The organism is Pseudozobellia thermophila (assembly GCF_900141855.1).
GTDB classification, from domain to species: domain Bacteria; phylum Bacteroidota; class Bacteroidia; order Flavobacteriales; family Flavobacteriaceae; genus Pseudozobellia; species Pseudozobellia thermophila.
In genome coordinates this window covers 821,002-841,665 of sequence record NZ_FQYU01000001.1, presented here as the reverse complement: position 1 = coordinate 841,665, position 20,664 = coordinate 821,002, and the positions used below count along the sequence as shown (strand labels likewise).

At 47.9% G+C, this 20,664-nt stretch carries 11 protein-coding genes; 4 read left to right on the top strand and 7 right to left on the bottom strand.

From position 1 onward, the window contains the following. Window positions 1-5: 5 nt before the first annotated feature. Entirely contained in the window at window positions 6-3,128 is a 3,123-nt protein-coding gene (locus tag BUB37_RS03565) for a SusC/RagA family TonB-linked outer membrane protein (protein ID WP_072988597.1), read from the bottom strand. Between the two features lie 464 nt (window positions 3,129-3,592). On the opposite strand from BUB37_RS03565, the gene BUB37_RS03560 reads away from it, so the two are divergent. The 4 genes from BUB37_RS03560 to BUB37_RS03545 all read left to right on the top strand — a co-directional run bounded on the left by BUB37_RS03560 (window position 3,593) and on the right by BUB37_RS03545 (window position 12,507). Then, the gene (locus tag BUB37_RS03560) at window positions 3,593-4,615 is read left to right on the top strand and encodes a LacI family DNA-binding transcriptional regulator (protein WP_072988593.1); all 1,023 of its coding nucleotides are present in this window, start codon (window positions 3,593-3,595) and stop codon (window positions 4,613-4,615) included. A 913-nt stretch (window positions 4,616-5,528) separates the two neighbouring features. Next, on the top strand, window positions 5,529-8,825 hold the full coding sequence (locus BUB37_RS03555) for a SusC/RagA family TonB-linked outer membrane protein (RefSeq protein WP_072988590.1): 3,297 nt from the start codon (window positions 5,529-5,531) through the stop codon (window positions 8,823-8,825). Between the two features lie 20 nt (window positions 8,826-8,845). Beyond that, on the top strand, window positions 8,846-10,966 hold the full coding sequence (locus BUB37_RS03550) for a RagB/SusD family nutrient uptake outer membrane protein (protein ID WP_072988586.1): 2,121 nt from the start codon (window positions 8,846-8,848) through the stop codon (window positions 10,964-10,966). 521 nt (window positions 10,967-11,487) lie between these two features. After that, window positions 11,488-12,507: a LacI family DNA-binding transcriptional regulator gene (locus BUB37_RS03545; protein ID WP_072988583.1), complete on the top strand. Its 1,020-nt coding sequence runs from the start codon at window positions 11,488-11,490 to the stop codon at window positions 12,505-12,507. 9 nt (window positions 12,508-12,516) lie between these two features. Here the strand turns inward: BUB37_RS03545 and BUB37_RS03540 are convergent, their stop codons facing one another. From BUB37_RS03540 to BUB37_RS03515, 6 genes are all read right to left on the bottom strand, one after another. Continuing rightward, entirely contained in the window at window positions 12,517-14,133 is a 1,617-nt protein-coding gene (locus BUB37_RS03540; RefSeq protein ID WP_072988580.1) for a UxaA family hydrolase, read from the bottom strand. Beyond that, window positions 14,123-15,589 carry a tagaturonate reductase gene (locus tag BUB37_RS03535; RefSeq protein WP_072988576.1) on the bottom strand — a complete coding sequence of 489 codons (1,467 nt, stop codon included), beginning with the start codon at window positions 15,587-15,589 and terminating at the stop codon, window positions 14,123-14,125. Before BUB37_RS03535 ends, BUB37_RS03540 begins: the two co-directional genes overlap by 11 nt. 76 nt (window positions 15,590-15,665) lie before the next feature. After that, window positions 15,666-16,499, bottom strand: coding sequence for a 5-dehydro-4-deoxy-D-glucuronate isomerase (gene kduI, locus BUB37_RS03530; protein ID WP_072988572.1), 834 nt, complete (start codon window positions 16,497-16,499; stop codon window positions 15,666-15,668). A 205-nt stretch (window positions 16,500-16,704) separates the two neighbouring features. Beyond that, on the bottom strand, window positions 16,705-18,123 hold the full coding sequence (locus tag BUB37_RS03525; protein WP_072988569.1) for a purine-cytosine permease family protein: 1,419 nt from the start codon (window positions 18,121-18,123) through the stop codon (window positions 16,705-16,707). 3 nt (window positions 18,124-18,126) lie between these two features. Beyond that, window positions 18,127-19,284 (bottom strand): alpha-hydroxy acid oxidase, encoded by a 1,158-nt coding sequence (locus tag BUB37_RS03520; RefSeq protein WP_072988566.1) that lies wholly within the window; start codon window positions 19,282-19,284, stop codon window positions 18,127-18,129. Beyond that, the gene (locus BUB37_RS03515; protein WP_072988563.1) at window positions 19,274-20,653 is read right to left on the bottom strand and encodes an FGGY-family carbohydrate kinase; all 1,380 of its coding nucleotides are present in this window, start codon (window positions 20,651-20,653) and stop codon (window positions 19,274-19,276) included. Before BUB37_RS03515 ends, BUB37_RS03520 begins: the two co-directional genes overlap by 11 nt. Window positions 20,654-20,664 lie beyond the last annotated feature (11 nt).

Sequence of the window (20,664 nt, the reverse complement as noted above, 5' to 3'; positions counted from 1 at the left end):
TTTTTTTAAAGTTTTAAGCTTAACCCTAATTGATATGTTATAGAACTCGGCCTGGCCAAATTCTGATCCGCATCGGCCCACTCGGGATCCCATCCCTCAAATTCACTCGCGGCGAACACAAAGGGGTTGAGAACATTGGCGTAAATTCTAAAGCCCTTGATCTTCAATTGATCCAAGACGCTTTGATCGAACGAGTAGCCAAGGGCAATATTCTTCACCTTGACGAAGGAGGCATCGCGATAATAGCCGAAACCGGTACCCCAGAACTGCCCTTCGCCCCTAGGTCTGGGTATTTCGTTGGATACTTGGGTCGGTAGGCCCGCCCCGTTGGCGGGCACATAATAGCTGTCCCACGCCAAGTGGTTACGTCCCCTATCGCTCGGGTTGCCAAAGGAATCCTGAAGAAAATCACTCTTGACAAGAACACCCTGCATGGCGATGGCCGATACGGTAAAATCAAAATTGCCCACCTTTAGATTCGAGGTTATGCCACCGATCCAATCGGGTTGGGTACTTCCCAGTATCACCCGATCGTCATCGGGGTCGAACGCCCCGTCATTGTTAATGTCCTTAGGTTTTGCCTCGCCTTCCTTCATGCCATAGGAAGCCGCCTCGGCCGCTTCACTCGCCTGCCACACCCCGTCAAACACATAGTTATAATGGGCGTTCAAGGGTTCCCCTATGAAGAAACCGTTGCCCGGGTCGTCTTGTTCGCTTTGGCCATAGACCGATTCCAAGGCGTTGGTGTTCTTGCTGAAGGTAAAGTTGGTTTCCCAAGAAACGCGTTCGGTTTGAACGTTTCTGGTGACCAAGGCGACTTCCACTCCCTTATTACTTAGGGACCCAACATTATTGTTTACACTGGGTATTCCCGTTTCTATGGGCAAATCTTGCCTAACGATCAGATTTTCGGACAATCGGTCGTACACATCCACAGAACCGTAAATTCGACTGTTCAAGAGTCCAAAGTCCAAACCAAAATTGAGTTCCCTCGTGCGTTCCCACGACAGCAACCTATTGGCCAGTTCATCGGAAATAAAACCATTGACCGCATTGCCGTTAAAATCGTAATATCTTTGGTTGTCGACCCCGTTAAGGGTGGAATAAGGATCGACATTATCATTGCCCGTGTAGCCAATACTTGCCCGCAGTTTAAGATTACTGACAACCGGACTATCTTTTAGGAAGCCTTCCTCCGAGAGTTTCCATGCCAAGGCAACGGACGGGAAGTTTTCCCATTTATTGCCTTCTGAAAGTACCGAGGAACCGTCCCAACGAATAGAGGCCGTTACCAAGTATTTATCCCGAAACGCATAGTTTAAACGGCCCGCATATGACAGCAGGGTATTTTTTCTGAACCCTGAGGACATGTTGAAGGTATTCTGTGCCCCGGAGCCTAAATTATACCATAAGGTTTCAAAGGGCTGGCCACTTGAAAAGGCGTAGGACTCCTCGGTTCTGTTCGAATAAAAACTCTGAAGTCCCAAAAAGCTGAACGAATGATCATCATCAAGGGTATAGTTGATATTGAACTGATTGTCCCAGGTGTAGTTGAAATTTTCCAACTTGTCCAAACTGGCGGTATTGGTTCCGCCGTTGGACTGCCCGACATAGGACTCGGCGGAATAGGCCTGTCCGTGCCTTCTGTTCAATTGGCCCGCCGAAAAGGTGGTCTTGAACGACAACCAATCCACGGCCTTGTATTCCAGAAACATATTGGCAAGTGTTCTCCACCTTCTTTTTTGCTGGTTGGAATTGGCTATTTCCACCAACGGATTCAAGGTGCTCGTTTTGTTAAAGGCCCAATCCCCGTTGGGATAGACCAGCTTGCCCGGCTGAAAGTACAGTTCCCCTTCCAGTTGGTTCCCATTTTCATCGATGGCCCAAGGAGAAGCCAAGGGACTGAGCCTTACGGCATCCCTGGCCGCCTGTTCACTCCCCAGGTCGTTGATCTCATGGGTCATGGTAAGGTTGACCCCAGCGGAGAACTTGTCATTGAAACGGTGCGTAATCCCTCCCTTAAAAGTGTATTTGTCCAATTGTTCGTTGGGGAGCAAGCCCTTGTCTTTTTGTAGGCCCAGGGCGATATTGTAGGCCATGCCGTTATTCGCCCTTCCGTTGACGGAAACATAGTTATTTTGGATTTCCCCATCGCGATAGACGGCATCGGCCCAGTCAAAATTAAAGCCGGAGTTGGCCCGTTTTACCAATTCGGGGCTATTGTTACTGGCAAGTGAAAAGTTGTTTTCCGGGGTATCGCCCAATGGATCATCTTGGTTCAGGTAGGCCACCTGATGGTAGGCCCACCATTCTTGACCGTTCATAAAGTCGGGAAACCTCGCCCTGCGCACAATACCATAGGAGCTTTCAACGGATACGGAAACACCGCCCTTTGCCGTGGCCCCGCTTTTGGTAGTTACGAGAACCACCCCATTTGCCCCCCTAGATCCGTAAATGGCCGCCGAGGAAGCATCCTTTAAAATATCAATCCGGTCGATATCCTGTGGATTGAGAAAATCGATGCCATCGGTGGGCACCCCATCCACGACAAAAAGAGGCTGGGCATCCCCACTGAAGGAATTGTTACCCCTTATATTCACACTAAAGCCATCGCCTACCCTTCCCGTGTTGGTCGTTATGACCACGCCTGGCAAATTACCCTGTATGCCTTCGAGGGGGTTGTTTACACTTCTTTGGGTAATTTCATCGGTAGTCACACTTGAAACCGACCCCGTTACATCGGCCCTTTTTACCGAGCCATAGCCCACAATGACCACTTCGTCCAAGGATTGGGCATCCTCTTCAAGTGTCACGTCAATCCGGCTTCTTCCGTTTACGGGGACTTCTTGGGCGGCAAAGCCCACGTAACTAAATACCAACACCGCATTTTCGGATGTCAGGGTCAAGGAAAAATTACCGTCGAAATCGGTTTGGGTACCGTTATTGGTTCCCTTTTCCAAAATGGTAGCCCCTGGAAGGGGTTCGCCAAGGGCGCCGTCAAGTACAATACCGGATACCGTGTTCCCGGTTTGTGCCAATAGGTTTCCCGATAGCAGAAAACAGCTTAGCATCGCAAGGCCAAAAAACCATCTCGGAGGCCTCGATTTTAATAATTTGAATTCAGTCATAATGTAAATGGAGTTTAGTTAGTTAATCATTCCGATTGATCCGTGATTGTCGAATATCTTTGCATTTCGAGTCCAAATAGCCCATCAGAACGAACAAATAGCCTTTCAATGAATTATAAAAATCTCCTAAAACGGTCTTTCAAAATCATTCAAATACTGATTATGAGCTATTTAAAATCCAAAACATAGTAACACCCGATTACCCACACAATTGCGCAATCGATTACCCAATATTACTAAAAATTTTGATCCATCCCAATACTTCAACCATTTTATATCCATATTTAACAAAAAATGAGTTAATTTTACCGTATAATCTCAATTATACACCCCTAAAATCGACAAATAATCGATATATATTCCATTTTTGACATTATATAAACGATATTGCAATCGATAACACACATTTCTTTACCTTAAGATTTGCGGTTGTCCGTACATTTTGGGCAAAACACTTCCATTTCATGAAAAAAAAAACCACAATCTATGACATTGCCAAAGAACTGAACATCACAGCGGCAACCGTATCCAGAGCACTTAACAACAACCCAAGGATCAGTGAAGAAACCAAAAAATTGGTCTTGGCAATGGCAGCAAAGCTAAACTATAAACAAAACAAGCTTGCCTTGGCCCTGAAAAGCGGCAAGAGCAACAACGTCGGGGTTGTTGTACCGTTTATCAACAGAAATTTCTTCTCTTCGGTCATTCGCGGCATCGAGGAGGAACTCAACCCCAAGGGGTATAACGTTATTATAAGCCAAACCCACGAAGACGAAAAAAAGGAAATCGACATTGTTCAAAACTTATTGAACTCACAGGTCGAGAGTATTTTAATTTCCGTTTCGAGAAACACAAGAACCAACGAACATTTCAAACAGGTCTTACGAAAGAACATACCTCTAATTTTCTTTGACCGCAAACTGGAACTCGGTGGTGTAAGCTCGGTAACCCTCGATGATTTCCAAGGGGCCTATCAGGCTACCGAACACCTTATAGAACAGGGATGCAAGCACATTGCCCACATGACCATAGACTTGGCCCTGCTTATCTACCAAAACCGCTTGGCGGGGTACAAGCAAGCCTTGGAGGACCACGGAATGGAATTCAACCCCGATTATGTAGTCGGCCTAAAAAGTGAAATCGTGGCGGGAAAAGACGCCGCCAAAAAGCTTATGGACTTACCCAAACCGCCCGATGCCATCTTTTCGGCCAACGACCTGGGCGCCTTGGGTGCCATTCAATACCTCAAGGAAATCGGAAAAAAAATTCCTGAAGATTGCTGTATCGTCGGATTCAGTAACGAACCTTTTACGCAGTTTATGGAACCGCCCATTTCATCGGTAGACCAATCGCCCCTGCCTATGGGCAAAACAGCGGCGAAGGTGTTTCTTGAACAGATAAACTCCAAAGGAGTTAAGATAGAGAAAAGCGTAGTACTCGACCCAACATTGGAAATTCGAAAATCTTCGCTAAAAAACGGCAAATAAGCAACCCTCTTTCCAACGGATTACCGCTCCGTATCGATATGGCCAATGCCGGGCATAGGCCCTTGATGTTTCCCCATGAGACTCAGACCCGAATCCAGAACCAGAAACCTCTTGCGGCCTTCCCACAGGTCCTCATCAATTTTATAAAGCATTCGGCATGTTGATCGTTGGCATATCGATCAGGCAGACAAACCACAGGCAATAGGACTAGAAGCCGTATATAAGGTTTCATACACCAACAACATCGACCCATAGTGCACACGGGTAATCAAAATTTAGGTAATCGATTACTAAAATCTTAACCCTACATGAATAAGCCAACAAAAAATTGGGTGTTAAATATTGGAGCTTCCTTTTACAGCAGGTACCGCAACATAATTAAAAGCCAATTCCGATATTAAAAAATTGGCGAACCCAACCATTTAAAGGATTCAAATAAACACCGTGCCCAAAAACCTAGGGTATATTCCCGAATCCCAACAACAGGAAATGCACAAGCTTTGAAAAACCACTTATATTATATTTCACCTTCTCCTCAAAAGAGCAAAAAATACCAACAAAACCAATACATACCACTGATTATCATTTATAAAAGACCACAAAAAGGAACGGGTCCAAAAAGCATTTTGAGCTACCATCGACCATGGCTTCCCCAGCCAATTTCTATATACCAATGTCCGAAAAACGTAAAATATCAAAAAAATTACCTGAACAGCAACCAACAAGCTTGGGCACCCCATAGCCGAAAACATTACGGGTCGAAAGGCAGTTCAACAGGTACCATATGCTCAATTTAGAAGCATCAATATCGAAAAAAAACGAATTTTTTAAGAAAAAATTAGTAAAAATAAAAAATTATCATAAATTTAGGCAATCGATTACACAACAATATATTTATTAATACTTACAACTTATGAGACAGTTCTTAAAGGTTTTATTGGTTTTTACCAATTGTTTCCTCATCGTTTCGCTGGCCTCTGCCCAGAGTCGCAATGAGGTCACCGGTACGGTAACCGATGAATCGGGGGTGCCCCTCGCGGGAGTATCGGTAATCATCAAAAACACAACGAACGGTACCGCCACCGATTTTGACGGAAACTTTTCAATTGATGCCGCCCCAAGCGATGTTCTATCCTTCAGCTATATTGGATATAAGCCCTTGGAAATCAACGTAGGGCAACAAAGCAACATTATTGTCACCATGGAAGAAAATGCCAGTGTATTGGATGAAGTAGTGGTGGTAGGCTACGGCACATCTACCCGCAGGGACGTAACCGGTTCCATTGCCTCCGTCTCCGGAGCGGAAATAGCGGAAGTGCCCGTTGCCGATGCCGCCCAGGCCCTACAAGGTAAATTGGCAGGTGTAAGCGTCACCACCCAAGACGGGCGTCCAGGCGCCGACGTATCCATTAAGGTACGTGGGGGAGGCTCCATTTCACAAAGCAACCAGCCCTTGTTTATCGTAGACGGCTTTCCGGTAAGTTCCATTAGCAACATTCCCGGCAACCAAATCAAGAGCATAGACGTTCTTAAGGATGCATCTTCCACCGCAATTTACGGGGCCCGGGGTGCAAACGGGGTAATCATCGTGACCACAAAAGGGGGGAAAATAGGAAAAACCACCGTCTCTTATGACGGCTACACGCAATACAGCTACATTCCCGAATACATTCCCGTAATGGACAGTTACGACTACATCCTATTCAACTGGGCCTACGGCTCGGCAATCGGGGACCAATATGCGGATGCTTGGGAGAAATTGTGGAAAATAGGCCGATATGAAGGCAGCAATACCGCCGGAATCGACTATTACAAAAACGTCAATAGCCGTGATTTTACCAAAGAGCTCTACAACTCGGCCATTTCACAAAACCATAACATAAACATTTCGAGCGGTAACGAAAACACCCGATACCTTCTATCGTTAAACCATATAGACCAAGAGGGAAACAAGGTACGGTCGTTTTATAAAAGGACCAACCTACAGCTAAAGCTCGATCAAAAAATCAACGATAAGCTCGACCTTTCACTAAATACCCGGTTTTCCCAAGTACAGAATGGCAACAACGACGGAAACTCAAACGCCTATTGGTTCAGACCGGTCGATACTGCCGATATCCTTGGCGATTCGGACGTAACGAGCAATACCCAACTGGGAGACTACAACAGGGTGCTACAAGACACTTTCAACCCCGTATCATTGCTCAACGATTCGGATGACGAGACAAAATCGAGATCTCTGGTGCTCAACACCGCATTGACTTGGAAGGTGCTGAACGGCCTGACGGCCAAGGCCGATTTAGGCCTAAGTTCAAACTGGGGCTCCGAAAAGGAATGGACCGGGGCCTATGTAAACAACTATTTCACCGGTGATGGCGAGCAAACCTTTGGTGGCGACGCCAGGGTCAGGTCTAGCCAAGGATGGAACCTACGTTTGGTAAACACACTTAATTACGAAGTCCAAGGACTAGGCGAAAATCACGATTTAAGCTTTTTGGCCGGTATGGAAATCGCCGACTCAGGGTCTGAATACGTAGAGGCCGTGGGTGTACGGTATCCGAAAGCCTACGATTCGGAACGTGCCTGGGCGAATATGCGGGATTCGAACAGCGACTTCCCCGACCTGAACTTCTATCGAACCTATGTTGCCCCGGCCAACCGATTGCAGTCGTATTTCGGGCGAGCCAACTATTCCTTGTTGGACAAATATTTATTGACGGCCACGTTCAGGGCCGACGGTTCGTCGAGGTTCGCGCCGAGCAACCGCTGGGGGTACTTCCCTGCCGCCGCCTTCGCATGGCGGATTTCGGAAGAATCCTTTTTACAGGATGCCGGGTGGCTAGACGACCTTAAATTAAGGTTGTCCTATGGTTCGGTGGGAAGCGATGCCATAAGCGCCGAACTATGGAAACAAAGCTGGGCCTCACAAAAAGGCACCTACTCCATCAACGAGCAACTCCAACCCCAATACCGGCCCGCTTCCAGCCTTATAGCCAATGAGAACCTAAAATGGGAAACAACCATAACCAGGAACATCGGTCTCGATTTTACCTTGTTCAGCAACAGGTTGTCGGGTACCGTCGAGGTATACAAGAACACCGTCAAGGATCTCTTATTGGTTACCCCTGTATCCGACTTGACCGGGTTTCAATTTACCCAAGACAATATCGGATCGACAAGCAACAAGGGTATAGAAATATCCCTTAGCGGAGGCCTTGTCGATACCGAAGACTTTACATTGAACGGAAGTATAAACTTTAACCTAAACAGAGGTAACGTAGACGAACTGGACGAAGGAATAAACGGCGAGTACAAATCGCAGTTTGGCGGAGTCAGGCATGCCCCCGGTTCGGGAGACTACTACCTTACCGTAGGCGAGCCCGTAGGACTCTATCGCGGATGGGAACACGATGGCTGGTATACAACCGACGATTTCAACTACGACCCGGCTACGCAGATATATACCCTAAAAGAAAGCATTCCCGATTACGCCAGTGGACTCTTGCCCAATATTTATGGCACCTTCAGCAATAAGCCAGGGGACCAGACCGCCTATCCGGGCGTTCAAAAGGTAAAGGATTCCAATGGGGACGGAACCATTGACGAGGAAGACCTCGGTGTAATAGGAAACGCCAACCCCGTTCATACGGGAGGGTTTAGTTTCTCAGGAAACTATAAGGCCTTCGATTTCGGATTGAACTTCGTGTGGAGCTACGGCAACGACATCTACAATGCCACCCATGTAGAGGCCTATTTGGGCAACAAGGAGGCAGGCCTTTTCAGAAACCGGTTCCAAGAACTCGCAGGCCACTATAAAATTTACGATGTGGTCGACGGTCAGCTCACTCCCGTGGTCGATCCCGACGCACTGGATGCGCTCAATGCCAACGCCACAACGTTCTTGCCCTATCCCGAGAGCAGTATCAACACCACCTTTGGTATCGAAGATGGTTCCTTCCTAAGACTGAACACCTTAACCTTGGGCTATACCGTACCCAATTCCGGTAACATAGGGTTAAACAAATTGCGCATATACGGTTCCGTGTTTAATGTCTTTACCTTGACCAGCTATAGCGGTTTCGATCCGGAAGTCAATGTAAATCCGGATCCCGACCCCGACAGCGGTAGATACTACCCTACACCAGGGCTCGATTACGGCTCTTACCCAAGGCCACGTACCTTCACCCTAGGGGTTAACATTGAATTTTAATTTTTAATAATTTATAGATTATGAAAAAGTTTATATACACAACGCTAATTGCCCTTCTTGTCTGTGGCACGGCATGCGAAGACGACTTTTTGGATGCGCCCGCCCCATCGAGTGTTGATGAAGATACCGTATTCGTGTCTACGGGGGATGCCCAAAAAGTGATGGCGGGTATTTACGAAATCTGGTACGACCTTGACCGCCTACTCTTTTATGAAACGGAAGTGGTAGGTTCGGATTCGGAGTGTCACCCTGAAAACTATGCCTCCCAAGGCAGGCATATCCCTGAAGGCCTCTTTGCGTCGGAGTTTAATATCAACGACGGAAACTCGGCCACGACATGGAAGGAATGCTATACCGTGATCAACAGGTGTAATATAATGATAGAGGCCATTGAGGAGAAGGAAGAATACCAGGAGGCCGTTTCCAAGGGACAACCCACGGAATGGACCCAACTTTACGGGGAGGCCACCGCGGCCCGTGCTACCGCTTATAAGCTACTGGTCAGGTATTACGGCGATGTGCCTTACTTCGATTATGCCATCAAAAGCACCGAACAGACGGATACCCTGGGACTAAGTTCAAGGGATTTGATATACGACAAGGAGATAGCGGCCCTTAAGAAGGCCGTTCCATTGATGTACCGATTGGGCGAAGGAGGCATAAACGCCGAGCGCTTTTCGGGCACCTATGGCGATGCCCTGATCGGTAGGCTGGCCTTCGACGCCGCTGGCTATCAACTGCGTAGAACCGATTTCGATTACGGCAATGTGACCTTTGAGCAAATTGGGGTCGAAAACAGCACATGGCAGGCCAAATACGTAAGACGTACCGATTGGGAAACCTATATGCTTATTGCCAAAGAGCATTACCTCAACGTGGTGAACAACCCCGGCTCCGCCCGTTTGATAGAATCCGATGAAAGGGGGGAGGGCTTTAACAATCCGTTTCAGCGCAACTTTCAATATTTGATGGATTTGGAAGTAAGCCCCGAATCCATTTACGAATCCGGATATACCAGGGGCTTCAATTCAGATTTCCCCTATTCTTTCGGGCGCCCATCGGGTGGTGGTGGGTCCAATGCCTATCCCCCGAAGAATTACGGACAGGCCAGAATTTATGCCAGCTTCTATTACGGGGATTTTTTACCCAATGACAAAAGACGCGACGTAACGGCCTGTGTAACGGCCAACTCCGGAGCGGCTTCCGAGCGCCTTATCAATTTTGAGCCAGGCAGTAGGGAAAAAGGCGGACTGGCCCTAAACAAATTGGACGAAGCACGTTTTAAAGATCCCTACACCGTCGCCCAAAGAAAGTCGGGTTGCAACTGGCAGCAATTGCGCATGGCCGATGTTATGTTGGACCTGGCCTATGCATCGGCGGCCACCGGTGACGAGGCAACGGCAAAGACCTACTTGACCAAAGTAAGAAGCCGGGCTTTTCCCGAGGCAGACCAAGCCGAGCATGTAACCAGCTATATCGGGGCATTGTCCGGCCAAGCCTTGTTGGATGCCATCGCCTTTGAGCGAAAACTGGAATTGGCGGGCGAAGGCAAAACCCGATGGGACATGACCCTATATGGAAAGATGCCCGAGCGGATCAAAAAATTACGGGATAGGCAAATTGCCATGGTAGAAGGCTTAAAAAGCGATGGTTACTATACCTTTCCCGAAACCGGCATGACCATTTCCAACTACGTATGGACCAAATATGTCAACATCAAGGAAGATATCGATCCGTCGTTGAACCTGCTCACCACACAAACCCCGGAAGGCCTTGCCCCGGATGACCCGACCTATCCCGTACTGGTGCCCGGATGGCGAGGTACAAGCGACCTGTGGATCGATTACATCAACACATTGGAAAGCGACAAGGTAAACCTGGCCATTCGCGGACTATATGAGTACATCGACCCCGATGGTCCGGTGGCCGCCGCCCTGGAGGCAGATGGATATGAAAAGTCCCCATGGGGAGCCAACATCATAGCCAATGAAAGTCAATACACTTCCGATATATTCAAGGGATACCCCGACTCGTATTACAACGCCGGTGAACCACCGCGTTATATGAGGGCCATACCTTTTGAAACCCTATCGAAGTCGAAGGGCTTGATTACCCAAGGATATGGACATGCCTCGGAATAGTACCGAATTAAAAAAATCAATTGTTGGAAGCAATTGGTATTCTTAGGATTAGTTTTTTTTGAGTTAGTTTGGTTACAAAGGGCAATCACAAGGAATTTCGCAACGGCACCAAAGAAATGTTCCCTATTTTCCTAGTTGCTGGCGATAACCTGAATTGCCCTTTGTTTTTTATTCAGACCATCAAAATCATCCTTTGAAAACCGACCCATTCCTTAATTCCATTTTCGATAATAGGGAATGGACTCCAATAGGCCCAAACAATGTGCCCTGGGCTTTCCATCTAAATTCCAACTATCTAGGGTTTATTGGATTCTTTTGATTAAATTGAGCCCCTTTTAACATATGTGCCATTGGTTTGTGCAAACGTCTTTAATCCGGTTACAGGCTAACGTTAGATAAAAGAAGTCGATTCGCATTAAATGGAACATAATACTATTGTAATCTCATTTTCAATAAATGGGTTATTCAGGTAAAAGAAGAGCATCTTCGGCCTACCACCCTATTTTACCAAAACCATGTAGATGAAAAAAACAACCATCTATGACATTGCCAAGGAATTAAATATCACTGCGGCAACCGTATCCAGAGCGCTCAACGACAACCCAAGGATCAGTGAAGACACAAAAAAACTGGTCTTGGCAACGGCAAAAAAGTTGAACTACAAGCAAAACAAGCTTGCCTTGGCCCTTAAAAGCGGCAAAAGTAAAAATGTTGGAGTGGTGGTTCCCTATATCAACCGGAATTTCTTTTCTACCGTAATCAGGGGTATTGAAGAAGAATTGAACCCCAAAGGCTACAACGTCATCATCTCCCAGACGCATGAAGAAGGCAAAAAGGAAATCGATATCGTACAAAACCTTCTTAATGCCCAGGTCGACGGGATAATCATATCCGCTTCGAGACAGAGCAAGGGCAATGATCATTTCAAATACGTACTTTCCAAAAACGTGCCCCTTATCTTTTTCGACCGAAAAAAAGAAATAGAAGGGATAAGCTCGGTTACTTTGGACGATGCCCAAGGGGCCTACCAGGCCACCAAGCACCTCATCGAACAGGGCTGCAAGCATATAGCCCATATGACCATAGATCTATCCTTGCTTATTTACCAAAACCGCTTGGCGGGATACAAGCAGGCCCTGGCCGACCACGGGATGGAATTCAACCCCGATTATGTCATCGCGCTACAAAGTGAAATCGTCGCGGGAAAAGACGCCGCCAAAAAGCTTATGGGCTTGCCTGAACCGCCCGATGCCATCTTTTCGGCTACCGACCTAGGGGCCTTGGGAGCCATTCAATACCTCAGGGAAATAGGGAAAAAAATTCCCGAAGATTTCTGTGTCGTCGGATTCAGTAACGAACCGTTTACCCAGTTTATGGAACTTCCTATTTCTTCGGTAGACCAATCGCCCCTTCTTATGGGCAAAACGGCGGCCAAGGTGTTTTTGGAGCAAATAGAATCCAATGACGTCAAAATAGAAAAAAACGTGGTGCTCAGCCCTTCGCTCGAGATCCGTAAATCTTCCCAGAAAACCCTTGGATAAATCCGGTTTCTATAAAGAAACGCCCCTTTTCCAGGGTATAAAGTCGTTTTGGTTCAAGGCATCGGCCTTGGCCGTTATCTCACCGCTGGCCACCTTGATGACGTAGTCCAGGATTTCCTCACCCATCTCGCTTATCGATTTTTCCCCGCGGATCACGGCCCCTGTATCTATATCGATAATATCGGGCATACGTTCCGCCAAAACGGTATTCGACGATACCTTGAGCACCGGTGCGATGGGGTTGCCCGTAGGCGTACCCAAGCCCGTGGTAAAGACGACGATATTGGCTCCCGAGCCCACCATTCCTGTGGTACTTTCGACGTCGTTACCGGGGGTACAAACCAAATTAAGGCCCGGTTTCGTAACGTACTCGCCATAATCCAAAATGGCCTCGATCGGAGAAGTACCCCCTTTTTTGGCCGCACCCGCCGATTTCATGGCATCTGTGATCAGGCCGTCCTTTATATTTCCGGGGGATGGGTTCATATCGAAGCCCGAGCCGGCAGCCTCCGCTGCACTTTCGTAAGCCTTCATCAAGCTTATAAAGCGTTCGCCATCTTCATCGTTGACACATCGGTTCACCAATTCTTGCTCTACCCCACACAATTCGGGAAATTCCGACAATATCGGGGAACCACCTACGGCCGCCAAAATATCGGAGGCATAGCCGAGGGAGGGATTGGCGGAAATACCGGAAAAACCATCAGATCCACCACACTCAAGCCCCATTTTCAACTTGGAGATCGGTGCCGGCATACGTTGGATCTTATTGGCCTCCTTAATCCCTTCAAAAGACTCCTTGATAATGGTATTGAGCATGTTATCGACCGTGCCCATTTGCTGCTGTTCATAAATAAGGACAGGTTTTTTTAAATCGGGATCTATGGCCGCCAAGGCCTTCTTCAATATTTCTATCTGCAAGTTCTGGCATCCCAAACTCAATACGGTCGCGCCGGCCACATTGGGGTTTTTGACATATCCGGCCAACAACTTGGCCAAGGTCTCAGAATCTTGTCTGATACCGCCGCATCCTCCTTGATGGGTGATAAATTTTACTTCGATGTTATCGAAGGTCTGTGAGGATTCTTGCTCCTTTTCACCCGCAGTATCTTCGGGGTTGCCACTAATCAGGTTTCGCAACAAGTTCCTTTGCTTATTGACCTTGCCGATGGAAAGTTCTTTTTCAAAAACATCCTTGAGAATTTCGATATTCCTGTTTTCACAGAACACCAGGGGAAAGAACAACCACACGTTGGCAGTACCCACCTGACCATCGGGCCTGTGATAGCCCATAAAGGTCCTATCCTTCCATTTCGACACGTCGGGCGGAGTCCAGCTTACCGAAGCGGTCTTTTTCTCTACGGGACTGCTTTGGTGTCTGACATTTTCCACGGTAAGGGCATCCCCTCTTTTTATTTCGGCAACCGCCTTGCCCACCAACACGCCGTACATAAAGATTTCGTCTTCAGGGGCCAAGTCGACCAAGGCGATCTTATGCTTGGCCCGGGTATCGGACAGAACGATGATCTCCTGTCCTTCAAACTGCACCCGATCTCCCTGGACCAGGTCCACAAGGGCTATGGCCACATTGTCTTCCGCATGAACCTTGATCAATTTAGTTTGCATATCTGCCTGCTTTTAAATCGTTTTCAAATTTGATATATCCTTCTTGTATACCATCTTCCTCTATATACCGAAGGCCTTTTGCCACCGCATCCTTCAGATGGGGAACGGTCGTTAGGTCTTCTCCCCAATACCGTACGTTTTGCAAGACCTGCTGGGCCACACTATCAAAGGAGGCCGATTTCCATATCCGCGCCATATCATCAACTATCCCTGCATCGTCGTTCACCGGAAGTGCCTGGTTTTTCCAGCTTCCCTTATAAAAGCGGATCAAACAGGCAAAGGCAAAGACCAAACGTGGCGGAAGGTCGTTCTTGCGGCTAATATACGCCAAAAGGCTGGGCAAGACCCGTACCTTGAACTTGGATATGCTATTGAGGGCGATACTGGCCAACCTGTGCTTTACAAAGGGGTTTTTAAACCTATCGAAAACCGCGTGGGCGAAAGCCTCCAGCTCTTCCTTATCCATATCTAAGGTAGGGATAATTTCATCAAAAACCAGCGAACGGATAAAAGTCCCGGTAAAGCCTTCATCCACACTTTCCTTAACGGTCTGATTTCCATAGAGTAGGGAAAATGGCACCATTGAGGTATGGGCCCCGTTAAGAATGCGCACCTTTCGGGTCCTGAACGGCTGCATATCGGCAACGATCTTAACATCGAGATCGGTCTTATCAAAAGGCAGTTTTTTCCTTAGCGCTTCATCCCCCTCTATTACCCATAGAAAGAAGGTTTCGGCACTGACTATCAGCTTGTCTTGATAATCCAATTGTTTGTTGTACTCGTCGATTTGGTCCTTTGGGTAGCCTGGTACGATGCGGTCGACCAAGGTGTTGTGAAAACTACAGGCCGTATTCACCCAATTCTTGAATTCTTCCGATAGATTCCACAAATCGATATACTCGAACACGATTTTCTTAAGTGTATCGGAATTATAGTTGATCAACTCACAGGGTATGATGGCAAGGCCCTTGTCAGCGGCCCCTTTAAAATGTTCGAACCGACGGTGCAAGAGCACTGTCAGTTTTGCCGGAAAGGAAGATGGCGGGGCCATATCCATCGTATCGGATGCAACGTAGGCAATGCCCGCTTCCGTCGTATTCGAAATAACGAACCGCAGCTCCTTTTCCTTGGCCAAATCCAAATAAGCATCGAAATCCAAATAGGGGTCGACACCTTTGACGATATTGGTAATAAGTTCCTTTTCCTCGACCTCCTTGCCGTCTTTAATTCCTTTTAAAAAAAGGGTATAAAGCCCTTCTTGCTCGTTGAGTACGGAAACCATTCCCTGGGGTATGGGCTGTACGACGGCTATTCCCGCATTAAAATCGGCCTCTTGGTTCAACTTTTGAAAGGCATAATCGACGAAGGCCCTTAAAAAGTTGCCCTCCCCGAACTGAAGAATTTTTATCGGCAGGTCGGTGGTCGCCGCCACATTCCCCCTATTTAGTCTTTTCATCTATTTATTGGGTTGTTTTAGGTTATTAATTACAGCCTTCTTCCCTATCCCGTTTGGGTAGCACAAGACAGCCGTCTTATTTTAACTGGTCGGGCGGACACACGTCCATATCGCCATAGTCAAGGTTTTCACCCGCCATACCCCATACAAAGGAGTAGTTACTTGTTCCCGACCCCGAGTGTATCGACCATTCGGGCGATAGCACGGCTTGATTGCCCTTCATAAAAATATGCCGTGTATGCTGGGGCTGGCCCATGAAGTGGCATACCGTCTGGCCTTCTTCAAGGTCAAAATAGAAATAGGCCTCCATACGCCGCTCGTGGGTATGGGCGGGCATGGTGTTCCACACGTTGCCTTCCACCAATTCGGTGATGCCCATTTGCAACTGGCATGTTTCGACGATACTGTTGACGATCAGTTTGTTCAAAATCCGCTTGTTCGCGTACTTGGTTTCCCCCAGTTCGAGAACCTCGGCCTTGTCCTTACCTACCTTGGTCGTCGGAAAACTTTGGTGTGCCGGTGCCGAGTTGATATAGAACAAGGGCTGCGTACCACCCGCCAGAAAGGTGACCTCCTTGGTCCCTTTGCCGACATAGAGGGCTTCCTTCTTATCCAATTCGTAAACGGTACCATCGACCGAAACGCTACCTTTGCCCCCGACGTTGACAATGCCCAATTCCCTTCGGTCCAAGAAATTATCGGATTTAAGATAGGGAATGGTTTCCAGCGGAAGGTCTTTGCCCACCGGTTTGGCACCACCAACGATATACCTGTCGTACATCGAATAGGTCAAATTTATCGCATCGTCCTGAAAGAGGTTTTCGATCAAAAAATGCTCCCGAAGTTCTTCCGTACCGTATTTTTTGGCATCCTCGGGATGGGATGCATACCTGAACTCATAATTTGTCATTTTACCTTTTTTTAAATGTAATCGATTGCGCAAATATACTACTTTTTAAAACGAGGCGGAAAGGACCTTCCCTTAATTTTACCCCAAGGGCCCCCTATTGGAAGTTTTTAACAATGCCTCCAAAGAAATAAGGGCGCATACGAACCGACCACGGGACCATCAAAAGCCCGGTCTCTTCTTAAGGAAGAAGAATGGATCGGGCCCGTTATGTCTTAGGCCTTTTCTGGAAATACCTGCTAAAGACCAAGAACAGTATTCCGCATAACAACCAAGCGGGCAAGGTAACGAAGGACAAAAAGACATCGAACTGCACCGAAATAAAATAAAAGAGTCCGAAGCTAATGGCCCAGGCCAAGAGAACGGCCTTATTGAACCTTATATGTCCGAACTCGGCGTAGTTGGGAATAATCCCCGCACTCTTCGCAAAGAAATGCTCAAATACGATCACGGCCCCCACGGGTGCCAAAATAAAGCCGTATAGGGCCACAAAATCGAGCAGCTTCATGGCAAAGGCCGGAAACAGTCCCGCCACGGTCGCCACGGTACCTGCTATAATGGTTACCCAAAACGTGGAAGTTTTCGGCAGGATGGCCTGAAATGCCAAGCCTGCCCTGTAAATGGTCGGGTTTGCGGTGGTCCACCCCGCCAAGATTACCGCCAAAATCCCGAAAAAGCCCAGCGCATTGTAGGCCAAGGGCCCGGGGGCCACGGTAGGCGCCTCGCCATTACCTATTAAAACCTGCGCCTCGGGAGTCTTTAAATAAACGGCATACAAGAGGGCGGCCGCGATCCAGGCCATGTAATGGCCGACGTACATACCGGCCGCGGTGGTCCAGCCCGCACTGGCCTTTTTGGCAAACCTAAAGACCGAAAGGTCCGACATACCCACGTGCATGGCCGCATTGGCGAACCACGACCAGAGCACGACGTGCCAGAAGGTGTACTTGATCTGTCCTGGAAAGGGGTCGGAGCCCTCGCCCCAGATATCCCAAAACTCCGAAAAACTGGTAACGCCCAACTGTTGGAGCGAAACGATGCCACAAGCCAAAAAAGCCAGGACAATAATCGGCGACATCCAATTGGCAGCCTTTGAAACCGTATTGAAGCCCTTGGCAGCAATCAGGGAAATAACGGCACCCAAGGCCACTACTATGAGCACCCACGTAAGGCCGTTGGGCACGGTATCGGTCAGTTTGGGCATTTCCATATCAAAAGGAATGCCGACCGCGGTAGCGGAAACCGTGATCATGGCCCCGGCCAGGAAACAAAACAATATCCCATTGGCCAAGTTGTACCCAATGACCAGTTTTTTACCGCATATCCTCTCGAGTTGGTAGTAAAGGGTAAGTCTGTACTTAACGGCAATCTCGGCCGTAAGAAACCTCCAGCTGAGCACGGCCAAAAGGTTGCCCACCAGTAGGCCGATGATCAAATCGAAGGCACTCACCCCGGTGGTAAGAAATAACGGACCGATAACAAACTCGGTACCGGCGGCGTGCTCGCCCGCGTACATGCCCAAAAAGCTTTTCCAACTTTTCAGTTTGGACTGGGGCACGGGCTGTCTTTCAAATTCGCCGCTGGCCGACTCCTCAATTACTTCTTCTTCCTGGCTGTAAAGTGTCATATATTACTTTTGATCGTTTATCAAGTGCTTCGGAAGATCCTCGACCCGCTCGCAGCACAGTTGGTCCATTACCTGTTGAAACTGCCTTTTCAGCATGGCCACGGTATGGTCTCCCCCCTTGTTCCCCAAGGCGGCGGCCCCGTACATAAAAGAGCGCCCCATAAAGGTGAATTTGGCCCCACTGGCCATGGCCCGTGCAATATCGGGACCCGAACGTAGTCCGCTATCGATCATCACCTCGATTTGGTCGCCATACTTTGGTGCGATATCCTTTAAAGAGGAGATGGTCGATTGTGCGGCATCGAGCTGCCTGCCCCCGTGGTTGGAAACGATAATACCGTCGAAGCCCATTTTTATGGCATCTTCGGTGTCTTGTTCAGAGGCCACCCCCTTGAGCACGAGTTTGCCCTTCCACCGGTCGCGGATGGGCTTAATTTTTTCGGCGTTAAGCTTTCCCGAGAACGTCCGGTCCATAAACTGTCCCAATTGTTTTAGGTTGAGTCCTTCGGGCGTATAGGGCTTTAGGTTCTCGAACGTGGGCTGGCCGTACTTTAGGGTATTGATCGCCCAGGTAGGCTTGCCCAATATCTGGAGTATGTTTCTCACCGACATTTTTGGCGGTAGGGCCAATCCGTTTCGAATATCCCTGGGCCTATACCCAAAAGTGGGCACATCGCACAACAGGACCAATACGGGACATCCGGCGGCCTGTGCCCGATCAATGATGTCGTTTCGAACGGCATCCTCGACCGGGTTGTACAACTGAAACCATGCCTTGCCCTCGGTAAGCTCGCTTGCCCTTTCAATATTCATGGTGGTAACCGTACTCAAAATAAAGGGAATGTTGTGCTTGTGGGCCGATTTCGCCAAAATTTCGGGCGAATTGGGCCACATTAAGCCCTGTAGACCTACAGGGGAAATACCAAAGGGGGCGTCGAATTCCATTCCCAAGACCTTGGTCTTGGTAGAACTTGTCCCGTAATTTTGAAGGTAACGTGGTTGCAGTTGGACTTCCCTTAGTTCGGAAGTGTTTCGGGTAATGTTCACATCTTCATTGCAACCCCCGTCCAAGTATTCAAAGGCAAAGCCTGGAACTCTCTTTCTTGCTTTTTCACGCAAAGCATCAACGGAAGGGTACTGGGAGTTTATCTCACTCTTCATTGTTAATCGATTTAAGGGAGGAATAATCTTTTAAGCCATAATTACGAGCCAAAAAACCAGTGTCGAGCGCTGTACCTGAGATAACGATGGCCGCCCCTAGCGCAGAACCCAACGAAGCATCGGTCGTTCGCAATTTCATGTCCCGAAGGTAATAAGATAATAGATTTATATAAACATCGTTATCACTAAAACCTCCGTCGATGTACAGATCTGTAATCGGTTGGTCGCCAATGGCCGATTTAATACTCTCTACCTGAAGCATTACCAGTTCAAGCATCAGCTGGTGGTATGCATGTTCAAATTTATCGTACGGAATGGTAGTGGCCCGGGGCTCGTTCCTTCCCTCGATGCTCTTCCACTTGAACATGGGCTCAAAGTCTTTGTTGATCTCAAAAAAGGTTTCCCCGTCAAACCTCACTGTTCGGTGATAATCGGCAGGTACCCCAAAACGGGCCGTCAGTTCCTTCACCTGAAGCTTGTATTCGTTACCCAAAAAAAGCCGGGCCACTTTTACCGGGCTCCCATCGATACGCATGTTGAACATACTTTCCCTCTTAATGTCGTCGAGGGTAAGCATCCCTTTGGCAAACGGATTGATGGAAATACTCCAAGTACCGGTAGACACCAATAAGAACGGATCGGAGATACTTCGCACATAGGGCAAAAGTGCCGAAGAACTATCGTGGATCCCGGGACCCACCTCAATATTCCTGTCTCCGAAGGCCACACTTACCGTACGGTTCGAATCGACAATGGGCGGAAGCTTCTTATCGACCCCTTCCCGAAAAACCCAATCGTGATACTTGTTTTTTTCATAATCCCACAAAATGGTATGGCAGCCAATGCTCGTATACTCGCTTACGGGTATACCCGTGAACAAGTAACTCAGGTACTGGGGCAGGTGCAGGGAATATTTGATTTTTTTGAAAACCTCGGGCCGTTCGCGCTTTAACCAAAACAGGTGCATTCCGGTGTTGAGCATGCCCATGTTCAGTGAACCGGTAACCCGCGAGAATTCGTCTACCGGGCCATAGGCTTCGTAGAAGCTGTCGACAACCTCGCTCTTTAAAGGTTTCATATAATTGTATAGTGGGGCAAGGACCTTGCCGTTGGCGTCGATATGTACCAAACTCGCCCCGTAACACGAAAAGTTAAGCGCTACAATATCAAAATCGGGCGAAGCGATCATTCTGTCAAAAACACTTTTCGCCCAATGTTCAAGTGCCGTCAAATCTTCGGTAGGATATCCGTCTTCGTCGGTAATTTCCTCAAAACGGGTATATTCCCTATACACCTCCTTAAAATTCCCGTCAAAGAGAAAGAACTTTTTATTGGTTCTACCAATGTCAAATACAGCGGTTACCTTCATGTGAATCCATT